General features: G+C 49.5%; 10 protein-coding genes. 4 read left to right on the top strand and 6 right to left on the bottom strand.

All coding sequences use genetic code 11. The features are described from left to right. Positions 1–4: 4 nt before the first annotated feature. Both AC6R0L_RS09005 and AC6R0L_RS09000 read right to left on the bottom strand, forming a co-directional pair. Positions 5–331, bottom strand: coding sequence for a DUF2218 domain-containing protein (locus AC6R0L_RS09005; protein ID WP_500628917.1), 327 nt, complete (start codon positions 329–331; stop codon positions 5–7). Positions 332–378: 47 nt separating this feature from the next. Then, entirely contained in the window at positions 379–2,388 is a 2,010-nt protein-coding gene (locus AC6R0L_RS09000; RefSeq protein WP_500628916.1) for a TonB-dependent siderophore receptor, read from the bottom strand. Positions 2,389–2,505: 117 nt separating this feature from the next. Here AC6R0L_RS09000 and AC6R0L_RS08995 point away from each other — a divergent pair, with 117 nt between their 5' ends. Next, a complete protein-coding gene (locus AC6R0L_RS08995) occupies positions 2,506–3,432 on the top strand; it encodes an AraC family transcriptional regulator (RefSeq protein WP_500628915.1) in 927 nt (308 codons plus the stop codon). Between the two features lie 33 nt (positions 3,433–3,465). Here AC6R0L_RS08995 and AC6R0L_RS08990 read toward each other — a convergent pair whose 3' ends face one another. The 3 genes from AC6R0L_RS08990 to AC6R0L_RS08980 form a co-directional block, all read right to left on the bottom strand. Then, positions 3,466–5,421 carry a tripartite tricarboxylate transporter permease gene (locus AC6R0L_RS08990; RefSeq protein WP_500628914.1) on the bottom strand — a complete coding sequence of 652 codons (1,956 nt, stop codon included), beginning with the start codon at positions 5,419–5,421 and terminating at the stop codon, positions 3,466–3,468. A 9-nt stretch (positions 5,422–5,430) separates the two neighbouring features. Then, entirely contained in the window at positions 5,431–6,408 is a 978-nt protein-coding gene (locus AC6R0L_RS08985) for a Bug family tripartite tricarboxylate transporter substrate binding protein (RefSeq protein WP_500628913.1), read from the bottom strand. A 118-nt stretch (positions 6,409–6,526) separates the two neighbouring features. Continuing rightward, positions 6,527–7,594, bottom strand: a complete 1,068-nt coding sequence (locus tag AC6R0L_RS08980) for a tartrate dehydrogenase (protein ID WP_500628912.1) — start codon at positions 7,592–7,594, stop codon at positions 6,527–6,529. 102 nt (positions 7,595–7,696) lie between these two features. Between AC6R0L_RS08980 and AC6R0L_RS08975 the strand changes: the two genes are divergently transcribed. The 3 genes from AC6R0L_RS08975 (at position 7,697) to AC6R0L_RS08965 (ending at position 12,346) form a co-directional block, all read left to right on the top strand. Next, positions 7,697–8,596: a LysR family transcriptional regulator gene (locus tag AC6R0L_RS08975; protein WP_500628911.1), complete on the top strand. Its 900-nt coding sequence runs from the start codon at positions 7,697–7,699 to the stop codon at positions 8,594–8,596. Positions 8,597–8,793: 197 nt separating this feature from the next. After that, entirely contained in the window at positions 8,794–10,632 is a 1,839-nt protein-coding gene (locus AC6R0L_RS08970) for a CHASE domain-containing protein (RefSeq protein ID WP_500628910.1), read from the top strand. 16 nt (positions 10,633–10,648) lie between these two features. After that, entirely contained in the window at positions 10,649–12,346 is a 1,698-nt protein-coding gene (locus AC6R0L_RS08965; RefSeq protein ID WP_500628909.1) for an EAL domain-containing protein, read from the top strand. Between the two features lie 44 nt (positions 12,347–12,390). On the opposite strand, the gene AC6R0L_RS08960 is transcribed toward AC6R0L_RS08965, so the two are convergent. Further along, complete coding sequence (locus tag AC6R0L_RS08960; RefSeq protein ID WP_487903052.1) at positions 12,391–13,143, bottom strand: SDR family NAD(P)-dependent oxidoreductase; 753 nt, start codon at positions 13,141–13,143, stop codon at positions 12,391–12,393. Positions 13,144–13,493 lie beyond the last annotated feature (350 nt).

Genomic DNA, 13,493 nt, shown 5'->3' with positions numbered 1-13,493 from the left:
TGCATTACTCCGAAGTAGGTTGAGTCCATTGAATAGCAAACTGATCGCCGCGATAGGCAAACATCTCCAGGTGCGAGGTGAGCACTTGCTTGACGGCGCTGAGCGCCTCGGGGGTTTGTGCTGCGCAGTGAATATCTAAACCGTCGGGTTTGCTGAGGGTGAGTGTGCACACCCCATAGGGAAAATAAGCGACGCCTTGGCGCTCGTTATACTCAACCTCAATCTTGCGACTGAAATGTCGACATAAAGTGGTGAGGTAGCGCGCGCAGTGCTCAGAATGAATCTGAGTATGAACCTGGCAATCGTTAGGGGAGGGTTGGTTGGATTCCATAGCAATGTGCGCCTTAGGCTAAAGGCCCAAGGCGCGTCTCCTTATCATTAGAATTCGTAAGAGGCGGACAGTTTGTAGTTGCGCCCGGGTTCTAGATCATCCAAGGTAGCGCCACGTGCAGCACCAGAGCGTGAGGCGTGCGAGGTGTAGGCTTCATCGAAAATGTTGTCGATACCAAAGGTGACCTGCAAGCGATCCAGTTGGCTAGGGCGCCATTGAGCATAGAGATCGTGCGTGTTATACGCTTCTTTAACCGGCTGATCCTCTTGAACATTATCTTCTTCCAGCACGATGATGGATGTCCAACCGACGGTGGTATCAATCGCTGCAAACTCATAGTCGATACCGAGCGAAATTGAGTCACCGACGTCCATACTGCGTCCGTTCGCTGCAATCAGTGGGCCGCCTGTGGATTGGTTGGTGGTGTCACTGCGAGCGTAGGATGCTCGCGCACTCAGAGCCTGATAGCTGTAGGCTGCGCTGAGCTCAAAGCCTTTGATCTCCGCATCGCCAATGTTCTCAATCAAGTAACTGCCATCATCTTGGTAGGATTCACCGATGTAGTCGTCAATCTCGTTTTGGAACAGCGTTAGGTTCGCACTGATGGCATGCTGGTCAAAGCGTTGGAAGTAGCGAGCGCCCACTTCGCTTGAGAGGCCAGTTTCTGCGTTAATATCGTCAGCGAGATAGGCGACATCTTGATAGGCGATAAAGGTTTCAAGCAGCTCCGGGCCCTTAAATAGAGTGCGAGTGCTGGCAAAGAGCGTCCATTGCTCGGTGATATCCCAATCGGCGCCAAGCGCCCAAGTCCACTCGTTAAATGTGTCCTTACTGGTTTCGGCATCACGGATGTAGTGGTCATAACGCAGGCCCGCTGTCAGTGCGAAACTTGGCGAGAGCTGAATTCTGTCTTCGAGATAGCCCGCGCTGCTTTTCGCATGCTCTTGCATAAATGGCGTACCCCCATAGGCGCTTTCACTGGTTTTATCCATGTATTCAAGCCCATAGGTGAAGCGATGCGCACGCTCAGCCAACATCAAGTCAGATTGGAACTGAGCGGTGGCGCCCAAGTTTTGGTTTTTCGCGGTGTTCTGGGCGTGTCGGTTGGCTGGCCAGCGACCAGTAATTGCTGACTCGTCACGATCGATTTGTGTGGTACTGGAATAGAGCGTGACTTTACCTTGATGATTGTCACCCCGCAGTTCATAGGAGCCCGTAAAGGTGTCGCGGTCATACTGAGTCGGGATTAAGTCTTCACCAGAGAGCTCGGTGTTGGCACTGCCACCCATATCTGGTCTTGGGCTGTAGTCGCCCTCATCACGGTAGAGGTCATAGCTGAGCTGAAAACGATGCAGATAAGAAGGCTCATAACCCAGTTTGAACAGCATATTGCCGACATCGCCGGCTGCGCCATAGGTGGTGTCACCATTGCCGTCTTTAAAGTCATCACGTTCGACGTAGTTCGCGTACACCATCGCATCAACATTATCGTTCAAGAGACCATATGCGGTGACAGAGCCTTGACGACTGTCGTTGCTCGCGACACCACCATACACACGGACGCCAAAGCTTTCGTTGTAACGCAGCAGGTCTCGAGCGTCTTTCGTCTCAAAATAGACCGCACCACCAAGGCCTGATTGGGTGACGGAGTTGTTGCCCACTTGGATGTCGACCGCTTTAAGGATATCTGGGTTGAGTGTGAGGTTGCCGATATGGTGGAACATATTGGCGTGCTGCGATGCGCCATCGAGGCGGATGTCTAAGTCCGTTTCCCCGAGGCTACGAATGGTAATGCGTTGGTTAACGGAATGAGTACCGCCGACATCGACGCCGGGTACACTGCGCAGTAGATCCGACATGTGATCCGCTTGCTTAATGGAGATGTCTTGATCGCCCAAGAACTCAGAGCTGCTCGAAACTTGAGTGCCCCAGACTGTGAGCGTTTCATCGCTCGTGTTGTCGCTTTGGGTCTTGGCATAGGCACCGCCGCTGAGTGTGACCGCAATGGTCAAGGCTAGAGTCGATACCGAAACGATCGGTTGGTGATGTGAGTTCATGAACTCCCTCTTATGTATTGTAAATGATAATTAATATCATTAATGTTATGCTACACCGCTAGTACATGAACAGCTTTTATGATTATGCAAAATCGCCAACTTGTTATGAGGAAAGTTATGCATTCAAAACAGATCACCCCGTCACTGTTTCGCATGGAAATGGCGGACGGGATTAACGTCTTTGGCGGCGGGCAGAGGAGTCAGCAAGAGAGCCTAGTGATCGCCCCTGCGACGCCATCGGTGATCTTTACCGTGCTGTTAGATGGAGATTTAGAGTTTGGTTATGACCAGCTTGAATGTACGCTTAGTGCGCAACCCCAGGCGCAAGTGATGGCCGTCAATCTCGTTCACCCTGCCAGTTTTTGGCGAAGTGTAGAGAAAGATCAGTGGGTCGAGAAAATTCACCTTGTGTTGCCGCGAACTTGGTTTGAAACAAAACCGCTTGAAGGCGGCGCTTTTCGTACTTTTCACTCCGCTCACCTCGCCAGTGCTTGTTTTGATTTGCCGAGTGAGGCCGCTAAGGAAATACAGAGACTGCTTCGCACGCCGCCCCCCGAGACGATTGCCAAACGCATCGAACTGGAAAGCAACATCCATCAGCTGCTTCTCCAATTGATGAACCAGCTGTGTGCGTGCGAGGTGACTCATGCGCCTCATCCTAGCGCGCGCCAAGACGTCGAGATGGCGGAGATTGTTGCCTTTATTGAAACCCATTTAACGCAGGCGCTGACTTTAGAGGCCATCGCTGAGTTTGCGCACATGAGCGTTTCGTCGCTGCAGCGGCTGTTCAAAGATCACATGAACATGACCGCTGCTCACTATGTACGGCGCAGAAAGCTGAATGATGCCAGAGTGAAACTGGCGACCGGTTGCATGACGGTCAGCGAAGCCGCTTACAGTTATGGTTATCGTCACCCCTCCAACTTCTCTCTCGCGTTCAAAAAACAGTTTGGTTACTCACCAAATCGAGTGGGTGAAAACGCAAGTCTTGAGCACAAGGAGCCAAGGGCAAAGCGAGTGTTTACTTCTGAATGCCCAACGTAGCCCATTGTTTGAACGGGCTACGTTGGATCAGTGTTAAAACCATAACCCAGTGGGCAGTCTGAGTAAAAGTACATCGCGCATCAGCAGATAAAACATCACCACGATAACAAATGAAGCGGTGAGGTGTTTACTCATAGAGCAGGTTTCTATTTTATCGAAGTTCGCGATCAACATAATGGCAACAAAAGCGAGTAACGAGGATAGCCCAAAACCAAGCGTGGTCATCAAGAGCGTCCAGAGGGCCATAATGGCAATCAGAGCGCTTTGTCGCATAGTCGGGCTTATATTTAGCGAAGACCAATTGACCGTATCGCTAGCGCGCCATACTTTACCGATGAGTAATACTGCCAAGACCATCATGGCGACCACAATATAAGTGGGAAATACTGCGCCTAGTTTAGACATGCTCTGCGTTTGATTGAGCAGCAGGCTACCTATGACGATGAGCAGTGCACCGATCGCTATGGTCGAGCCTTTGTGATCTCTTGGCGTGTCAGAGGGAGCAAAGTTGTGCTTTTTTGCTGCCCAGAGCGGGAACACAAGCGCAATGATTGCACATATAATGATGCCAATAGAGATGGGGCGAGCAAAAAACATCTCGAAGACTTTACCTTGCGCCGAGCCTATCAAATAGGCCTGAACAAACCCTTGTTCTGCGATCTTTCCTAGCACTAAGCCAAGTACAATTGGCGAAGCACTGAAGCCAAATTTACCTAAGAACCACGCAAACACACCCAGTATGAACATCATAAAGGTGTCATGAGGGTTGCTGTGAATCGCATAACTCCCAATAACGGTTAAGAACGCGACGGTGGGGACCAACAACTGTTTTGGCGTTTTGGCAATCGAACGATAGGCATATTTTCCAAGAATTAAACCGACGGGCAGCATCAATAGCGTTGCGATGATCAAACCGTAGATAAAGGTGTAGACAATGCTGCCTTGTTCAGTGAACAGTGATGGACCGGTCTTAATGCCTTGGACGAGCAAAGCCCCAAGTATGATCGCATCAGGTGGCGTACCAGGAATGCCAAGCACCAATGTCGGGATAAAACCACCGCCAACGGTCGCGTTATTGGCAGATTCGGTCGCGACGATACCATCTGATGCGCCTTCCCCAAATTTTTGATCTTTCTTCGCATTGCGGCGAGCTTCTGTATACGCCACTAATCCCGCAATAGAACCACCTGCACCGGGTAGGATTCCGACGACGGTGCCGATAATGGAGCTTCGCATCAGATTGAATTTACTATTTTTGATCAGAGAAAAGGCGCGTGACAGCGACGATTTCCCTGATACCTCAGCAAAATCTAGATGAGGGGTTTTGCTCGCGACTAGGTCGATGATCACGGGAACACAATACAATCCAATGATTGCAGAGGTAATATCAATTCCGCCGAGCAGTGAGACCTGATCAAAGGTATAGCGGACGTCACCACCGACTACCGCCACGCCAACCGTGGAAAGCAATAAACCGATGCAAGCGCCGATCAAGCCTTTGAGAGTGTTGCCCACCGAAAGAGACGATATGAGTGTCAGACCAAAAACCGCCATCCAGAAATATTCTGATGGACCAAAGGCCAAGGCAACTTGAGCGAGTGGTGGTGCCAGCATCAATAAGGCAAGACCCCCCACGATACCACCTCCTACTGAAGCGAACGTTGCCAGAGAAATGGCAAGGGCCCCTTCACCTTTCTTCGCCATTGGATAGCCATCGAACGTCGTCGCGATGGCAGAAGGGGTGCCTGGAGTATTAACCAAAATTGCTGCAAACGCCCCACCATAGATAGCCCCGGTGTAAATTGCACCGAGGACAATCAAGCCCGAAGCGGGGCCCATCACATAGGTAAAAGGGACGAGAACTGCCACCGCCATGGTGGCAGACAATCCTGGCATTGCTCCGATTACTGTGCCGGCTACGACACCAACCAGTGCGAGTAATAGGTTGATCGGTGTGAGTGCATCAAGTAAATAACTAAGCAATTCCATCGTGAACCCCTATTTCACTAGCCCAAGCAGTTTTGCTACTTCTTGGTTTTCAGCTTTGTTTTTTTCAATAAATGCCTCCATCTCTTGATAAGGGATGTCGGTGAGCACAAATCCGTTGCTCTCCATTTTTTCCACAAAATCAGGATCTTTATTGATATCGCCGATAATTCGAGAGAGCTCCACACGAATGGCCTCCGGGGTCGATTTCGGTACAGCGACGCCGCGGTATGCCCCTCCCACTAGATCGATGCCTAGCTCCTTGAACGTTGGGACATCTGGAAACGCCGCGAGACGCTCTTCTGCGGAGACTGCGAGCATGCGCAGTTTGTCACCAGCATTTGCCCCGGATGTGGCGTAGTTGAAACCTGCGGTCACCTGACTACCCATTAGCGCTGTCATGGCAGGACCAATACCGCTAAATGGAACGTAGGTTGTTTTCACACCCACCTGCTTATCAAACGATACCTGACCAATATGATTGGCTGAGTTGGATCCTGAGCCTGCAAACGTGACCAGTCCTGGATTGGCTTTTGCGTAGTCGATCAGTTCAGGTAGGCTCTTGAATTGACTGTTTGCAGGGACGAAAATCGCGTTCGGAGTGTAATGAAAATAATAAATGGGCGTGAGGTCATCGGTCGTGTAGCCAGACTCCTTAACAATCGGCTGCATGATGGTGTGAGGGATATTTATCCCCATCACGGTATAGCCATCACCTTCCATACTGTTGAGCTGTGACCAAGCTACTGCGCCGCCCGCACCGGGTTGATATTGAATGACGGTTTTCACACCTGCGTGTTTTTCAAACACGGTCTGTTGAAAGCGTGCAGAAAGATCAGATTCGCCACCGGCGTTAAAGGGCAGAATATAATTAATGGGTTTGCTGGGGTAGTCATCGGCTGCAAACAAAGTGCCAGACAGCGATAGAGCACCGGCAGCTAGTGTTGTGAGCAATGGTTTAGTGATATAGCTTAACTTACTTGTTTTCATTGTTTCGTCCTCGTTATTGGTTCACTTAAGCGCGAAGTGGGTGACGATTTTTTATCGTTCTTATTTCGCGCCTTGATATTCTTTGTTCGATGAGCTCCTCTAAATGTGTGACGAGTTTTTAATGGTTTTGGATGTAGTCAATGACCGCATCGGTCACTTGCTTAGTGGTTGCTTTCCCACCAATGTCGGGTGTGCAAATCCCTTCGGAAGACACCGACTCTATGGCACTCATCACTAGGCGAGCGGCTTGATGTTCGCCTAAATGCTCGAGCATTTGGACTGCAGTCCAAAAGGTCGCGATAGGATTGGCAATTCCTTGTCCAGTGATGTCGAACGCAGAGCCATGGATCGGCTCAAACATTGAGGGATAAGGGCTATTTGGTGCGATGTTTGCTGTCGGAGCCACTCCTAAACTGCCTGCTAAGGCACCGGCAAGATCGGAAAGGATATCGGCGTGAAGGTTGGTGGCGACGATAGTATCGAGTGATTCAGGGTTAAGCGTCATTCTTACCGTCATTGCGTCCACTAGCATCTTGTCCCACGTGACATCAGGGAACTCTTTCGACACTTCCTCTGCAATTTCGTCCCACATCACCATCCCGTGGCGTTGAGCATTAGACTTGGTGACCACGGTCAGGAGCTTACGTGGACGTTGCTGCGCAATCTCAAATGCATATCGCATGATTCTGGTTACGCCTGCACGGGTAAAGATCGACACTTCCGTTCCTACTTCTTCTGGAAAACCTTTGTGCGCGCGTCCGCCGTGACCTGAGTATTCGCCTTCCGAGTTCTCTCGGACGATGACCCAATCTAGGTCGCCTTTGGTTCTTCCCTTGAGGGGGGATGGGATTCCTGGGATGATTTTGGTTGGGCGAACATTGGCGTATTGGTCAAAACCTTGGCAAATCTGCAGTCTTAAGCCCCACAAGGTAATGTGATCGGGGATGTCAGGATCGCCCACCGCGCCAAAGTAAATCGCATCGAACCCTTTTAGTGTGTCTAAGCCATCTTTGGGCATCATTTCGCCGTGTTGGCGGTAGTAGTCCGAGCCCCAGTCAAAGTGTTTGAACTCAAATTTGAGCTCCGGGAATCTGTTCGCTAGTGACTTAAGTACTTGAACCCCTGCTGAAATGACCTCCATTCCAATGCCATCAGCCGGAATGGTCGCGATTTTGTATGTTGACATAATGGTTACCTTCTTACTTGTTAGATTTTGATTATGAGATGTAAATAAATTGTTATCACTGGCGTTCTATTATATAAATTAACGATATAATCAGGAGGTAAGATGAAGACGGAACAGCTTAGGTGTTTTATCGCCGCCGCCGACACTCTACATTTTGGGCGCGCTGCACAAAGTTTGAACATGCTACCCGCCGCGTTTGGGCGACAGATTAAGTTGCTCGAACAATCTCTGGGGCTCGTACTGTTTAATCGTTCGACGAGAAGCGTGGAGCTGACGTTGATTGGTCAGCAGTTCTATTTTGATGCGTGTCATCTCATTGATCAGATAGATGCGGTAGAAAATCGGTACAAAAACTTGCGGATTGGTTCGCCTCACACATTGCGCGTCGGGGCAATTGACAGCGCCGCGATTGGGTTGCTGCCGAAATTGATTCTTAAATACAAGCGCTCTCATACGAACGCATCGATTCGTATCATCGAGGATAAAACTAAGCGCCTGATTCCAAAACTACTCTCAGGCGCGATTGATTTGGCGCTCATCCGACCGCCGGACAGTCTGAGTGAACGCATTGAAATCGAGCCTATTTGCCATGAATCACTGCGCTTGGCACTGCCAGACTCTCATCCATTAGCGACGCTCGATCGTGTCACCATCGACTTGATCGCGGATTTTCCGATGATCGTACCGAACCGCAAAGACAGACCTCATAGCTACGACCTGACTTTTAAGTTGTTTCAGGCCGCAGGCTTTCAGCCAAGGATTTCACAAGTGGCCAATGAAAAGCAGACGATTTTGAATTTGGTTGCTCAGGAAATGGGGTTAGCCATTGTGCCTTCTTGGTCAACCGGTGTCGCCCCATCGAATGTGTGTTTTAGGGAGATAGAGGGACACAGCCATATCGGTTTACCTTTGGCCGCAGCTTGGCTTAAAGGGTGCTCCGATTCTGTTAGGCAGGGATTGGTGGAAATGTTGAAACACTCACCAGAGCTGATCGACCAGTAGCGTGTTTCTCTCGCGAAAAGAGCTCTTGATGGCTTATCGCAGTATATTGAACTGTAACTATTGTCGTTTTTAATATTATTGAGACAAATTAGAGCGGGAGTTCACAAATTGACCAGTTAGTGCTTTTGACCGAGTTAGGGCGGAAAAAAATAGACTAGAGTGATTACTAAATACCTCACAAAAATAGGCTAGGTTGAATGCTGAAAAGCTCGTTGTTCCGTTCTGCTGTCCGGGCGCCTCGCGCTCTGCATTGGTATCACTGGGTCGTGATTGTGTTTTCGCTTGCGTTGACGCTGACCGCTTGGCAAGTGACGCTCAAACAGAGTCATCAGAAATCAAAGGTTCAATTTCAACATCAAGCCAAACAATTGGTCGCCTTGGTCCAAGAGCGGATGGAGAAGTATGAGGAAGCGCTATGGGCCGGCGTCTCTGCACTGCACATGCTTGATAGACCGGCGAGCCGCGCGGATTGGAAAGTGTTTGCCGATGAGCTGCGCATCGAATCTCGGTTCCCGGGCATCAACGGGATTGGTGTGATTCATTACGTGCCAGAAGAGAAAGTACCGACGTATTTGTCTTGGCAGCGTGAGACGATGGCGACCTATGCCATGCATCCCACGCGCTCTGGCAAGGAGTATTGGCCTATCACTTACATCGAGCCTCAGCAAGACAATCTCAAAGCGGTGGGTCTAGACATGGCGCATGAAACCAATCGTTACAGTGCGGCTCAGCGGGCAAAATCTAGCGGTCAGGCCAGCATCACCGGGCCGATTGTTTTGGTACAAGATTCTCAGCGCACGCCAGGCTTTCTTTTTTATGCCCCGTGGTATCGCCAAGGTATGGAAAACAATCAATATGGTGAAAGTGGCGGCGATTTTCAGGGTTTAGTCTACGCGCCTTTTGTGGTCTACAAATTGATGGATGGTACGCTCGACAGAAGTACACGTTTAGTGAATTTCAGCATCTATGATGGCGACACGGAGCTCTACAGTGAACTCAATGATAGCAACCGTCATTACGATGCTGATCCGACGTTTTCTGAGCAAATCAGTTTGGATTTGTATGGGCGTACTTGGGTGTTTCATGTTCAGTCCTCGCTGCTATTTAAAGAGCAGCAAAGCCTGAGTCAACCCGCGCTGATCTTAGTGTTTGGTCTATTGGTTGATGTTCTGCTACTGGTCATTTTCTTGATGCTCAGTCGTGAGAAAGAGCGTGCTCAGCAGTACGCGGATCAAGTCACCCATGATTTGCAGCGGCGCACTCAAACCTTAGAGCAAGTGACGGCCGATTTAGAGAAGCGCAACCACGCGCTCGAAGAGGCCAACCACGAACTGGATCAGTTCGCTTACGTCGCCTCCCATGATTTAAAAGCGCCTTTGCGTGGCATATCCCAGTTGGTTACTTGGACCATTGATGACCTGAAACCCCATCTCACTGAGCAAACAGAGCAGTATGCCGCCTTATTGCAAAATCGAGTCAGTCGTTTGGAGCGCTTGCTGGATGATCTGCTGCTTTATTCGCGTGTAGGCAGGAAACAGTGGAGCTTAGATCTGTTTCATGTTGGGAATAAGATTGAAGAGATTTTTGAGCTGCTTAGCCCACCGCCAGGGATCACCTTAGAGTATGACGATCAGTTGGGTGAGATCTCCACCTTAGTCACGCCGCTTGAAATGGTACTGAGAAACCTGATTGGTAATGCGATTAAGCATCATGACAAGGAGAATGGTTTGATTCGCGTGACCGCTACGGAAATTGATGACCGTTATGTGTTTACCGTGCAAGACGACGGGCCAGGCATCCCTGAGGCCTATCAAGAGAAAGTGTTTGAACTTTTCCACACTCTGCAACCAAGAGACAAAGTAGAAGGCAGTGGCCTTGGCCTGTCGATTATTAAGAAAACGCTGGATCTTTATGGTTGCGACTATCGATTAGAAAACAACCTTGAACAGGGCTGCACGTTCCGTTTTAGTTGGCCTAAACAGCCGTACTTTGCCGCGCTAACCATCGAGCGCGCCAATCCAACCGTTACTCCATAAGGATGGGATTTAACTGATGAAAATCTTGATTATTGACGACGATACCATCGATAGAATTGCCGCGATTCGGACTTTGCGCGATACCGATTTACTTATCCAGGTGATCGACGAAGCAACGACGGCCCATGAAGGGCTCAAGATGGCGCTCGCCAATAAATATGATGTGATTTTGCTCGACTATCAGCTTCCACCTTCAAATGGCATTGAAGTGCTGATGCAATTGAGGAGCGTGAGCGATTTTTCTACCTCGATTGTGATGCTCAGCCACAGCAATGATGAGGAGTTGGCGCTGTCGTGCATTGAAGTGGGTGCGCAAGACTTCATCATGAAAAAAGAGATCACCGCGTCGCGATTACGTCGCGCTATCGTGATTGCCACCGAACGCTACTACCTCGAGCAGCAGATTCAAGCCAAACACACCGAGCTCAAACGTATGGCAGAAGAGGACAGTTTGACTGGGCTGAGTAATCGTTACTTTTTTGATGAAACCTTAAAAAAAGCACTATTGATTGCTTCTCGCTCGAAAAAGCCATTAATGCTCCTGTTGATTGATCTCGATAAGTTCAAAGACATCAATGATAGCCTTGGCCACGTTGTCGGTGATGCGGTCCTTAGGCATGTGGCTCAGCGTCTCTCCCATTGCTCACGAAAAAGTGATTACTTGTGCCGCATCGGTGGCGACGAGTTTGCCATTATTATCCAAAACCTTGAGATGAAAAATCACGTCCACTTATTGGTCCAGCGCCTGCTTAAAGCGTTTGAAGAGCCGATCATAGTGGAGAGCCATAGCATTGATATGACCATCAGTATTGGCATCGCTTCCGCGCCAGAGTGTGCCACTAACTCCGTAGAATTAACCAAGTGTGCCGACATCGCCTTGTACCGAGCCAAAGATCAAGGTCGAAATCAAGCGCAGTATTACTCGAAAGCGTTTCACAACTTGATTGAAAAGCGCATACGCATTGAAAACGATCTTAAACGCGCGATTCAAAATGATGAGTTTGAACTCTACTTTCAGCCTCAGTTTGACCGCAACGCCAACTTAGTGGGAGCAGAGGCACTGCTGCGCTGGAATCACAAAAAGCTGGGTATTGTGTCACCTACCGACTTCATTCCGATCGCGGAGGAGTCTCATTTGATGATCGAAATTGGTCATTGGGTATTTCGCGCTGCGTTTGATCAACTCAAAATTTGGAAAGAGCAATTTGCACGCTTTAGCGCCTCGTTTGTTGTGGCCATTAATGTCTCACCCAAGCAGTTGACGGAGCTGAGTTTAAAAACGCAGCTTGAAGAGTACCTTTCATTTTATGAAGTCTCTCCGAGTCAGGTGGAGTTGGAGATCACTGAAAACTGCTTGGTCGCAGAAGGCGCCTCAACTGAGATGCTGCAACAGCTGAGTGGGCTGGGGTTCAAAATAGCGGTGGACGATTTTGGTACTGGCTACTCGTCGCTCTCACATCTCAAAGAGTACCCGATTGACATCATTAAGATCGACAAATCGTTTATGGCGAACGTTGAAGAGAAAAGCGCTCAGCAACTCTTTACGGCCATCTGTCTGTTTGCGACCAGTCTAGAGTACGATACCGTGGCTGAAGGTATAGAAACCGAGTACCAAAGCACCCTTTGTCAGGGAGTCGGGGTGGCGCGTCATCAGGGCTATTTTTACTCGCAGCCATTGCCTGTTGACGAGTTTGAGAAGAAGTATTTTGGCTAGAGCGCAGCGCTGATTAGTTCACCACGCTCTAGTTGAATCATCGCTTAATCGCGGTCAACCGCAAACGGAGACCATGCTTGACGTGTCGGCATCACTTCAAGGCGGTTAATGTTGATGTGATCGGGCAGCGTCGCCACGTAGAACATCTGTTCGGCAATGTCTTGCGCGGTGAGTGGGGTAGTGCTGTTGTAGAGCTTATCGGACGCCGCTTGATCGCCTTTGGTGCGTACCAAAGTGAACTCGGTTTCTGCCATGCCTGGCGCAATGTCAGTCACACGTACACCGGTGCCGAGCAAATCACAGCGCAAGTTGTAGCTAAATTGTTGAACAAACGCCTTGGTTGCCCCATAGACGTGGCTACCTGGGTAGGGCCATTGTCCGGCGATAGATCCCACATTAATGATGGTGCTGCCGGCGCCAGATTGGATCAAAGTCGGCAGTAGTGCGTGCGTCACATTCACCAATCCTGTGACGTTGGTGTCAATCATGGTTTTCCAGTCATCAAGCTCGACGTCTTGCGCCGCTTGCGGAGCCAAGGCCAGACCGGCATTGTTGATGAGCAGTCGCACGGCGGCAAATTCGCTTGGCAGTTCTGCCACGGCTTGTTTCACCGCGTCTGAATCACGAACGTCAAGTTGAATGATGTGCACAGGCACATTGAGTTCGGCTTTCAGTGCCTCTAAACGCTCGAGGCGGCGACCAGAGAGCACCAATGACCAACCCGCTTGTGCAAAACGCTCTGCCGCGGCTCGGCCAAATCCAGATGTCGCACCAGTGATAAACGCCACTTTTTTCATTCTTTATTCCTTTTGATTGCCAGACTGAACTCGGAGCATAGCATGTTTTCGTTACTGAGGATGAATGCACAATCTTATCCTGCTTGCCGTTACGGTTTTGGTCTGGATGGGTGCGTTCGGCTGAACTACCTGACTGATATGCATCAAGTTTTCTTTTTTTGGGGTTAAGGTCAGGCCAAAATGGTGAGAGGAGAGAATCGATTGCACTAATATACAGCGCAAAAAATGACCACTCTTGCACAATTAAGAAGCGGATTATAATAAAATTAATATAATTCAATGAGTTAAAATTAAATTGTTGAACGAGTTTTATTGGCACCCTTTTTGGATTGGTTGGATATAGATACCGA

The organism is Vibrio sp. R15-SG3-ISO1A, from assembly GCF_059833955.1.
This window is presented reverse-complemented; position numbering and strand designations above follow the sequence as displayed.

Coding starts and splice junctions, on each gene's coding strand:
- AC6R0L_RS08970 (WP_500628910.1), top strand. CDS start 8,794: ATGCTGAAAAGCTCGTTGTTCCGTTCTGCTGTCCGGGCGCCTCGCGCT.
- AC6R0L_RS08990 (WP_500628914.1), bottom strand. CDS start 5,421: ATGGAATTGCTTAGTTATTTACTTGATGCACTCACACCGATCAACCTA.
- AC6R0L_RS08960 (WP_487903052.1), bottom strand. CDS start 13,143: ATGAAAAAAGTGGCGTTTATCACTGGTGCGACATCTGGATTTGGCCGA.
- AC6R0L_RS08965 (WP_500628909.1), top strand. CDS start 10,649: ATGAAAATCTTGATTATTGACGACGATACCATCGATAGAATTGCCGCG.
- AC6R0L_RS08975 (WP_500628911.1), top strand. CDS start 7,697: ATGAAGACGGAACAGCTTAGGTGTTTTATCGCCGCCGCCGACACTCTA.
- AC6R0L_RS08980 (WP_500628912.1), bottom strand. CDS start 7,594: ATGTCAACATACAAAATCGCGACCATTCCGGCTGATGGCATTGGAATG.
- AC6R0L_RS09005 (WP_500628917.1), bottom strand. CDS start 331: ATGGAATCCAACCAACCCTCCCCTAACGATTGCCAGGTTCATACTCAG.
- AC6R0L_RS08985 (WP_500628913.1), bottom strand. CDS start 6,408: ATGAAAACAAGTAAGTTAAGCTATATCACTAAACCATTGCTCACAACA.
- AC6R0L_RS08995 (WP_500628915.1), top strand. CDS start 2,506: ATGCATTCAAAACAGATCACCCCGTCACTGTTTCGCATGGAAATGGCG.
- AC6R0L_RS09000 (WP_500628916.1), bottom strand. CDS start 2,388: ATGAACTCACATCACCAACCGATCGTTTCGGTATCGACTCTAGCCTTG.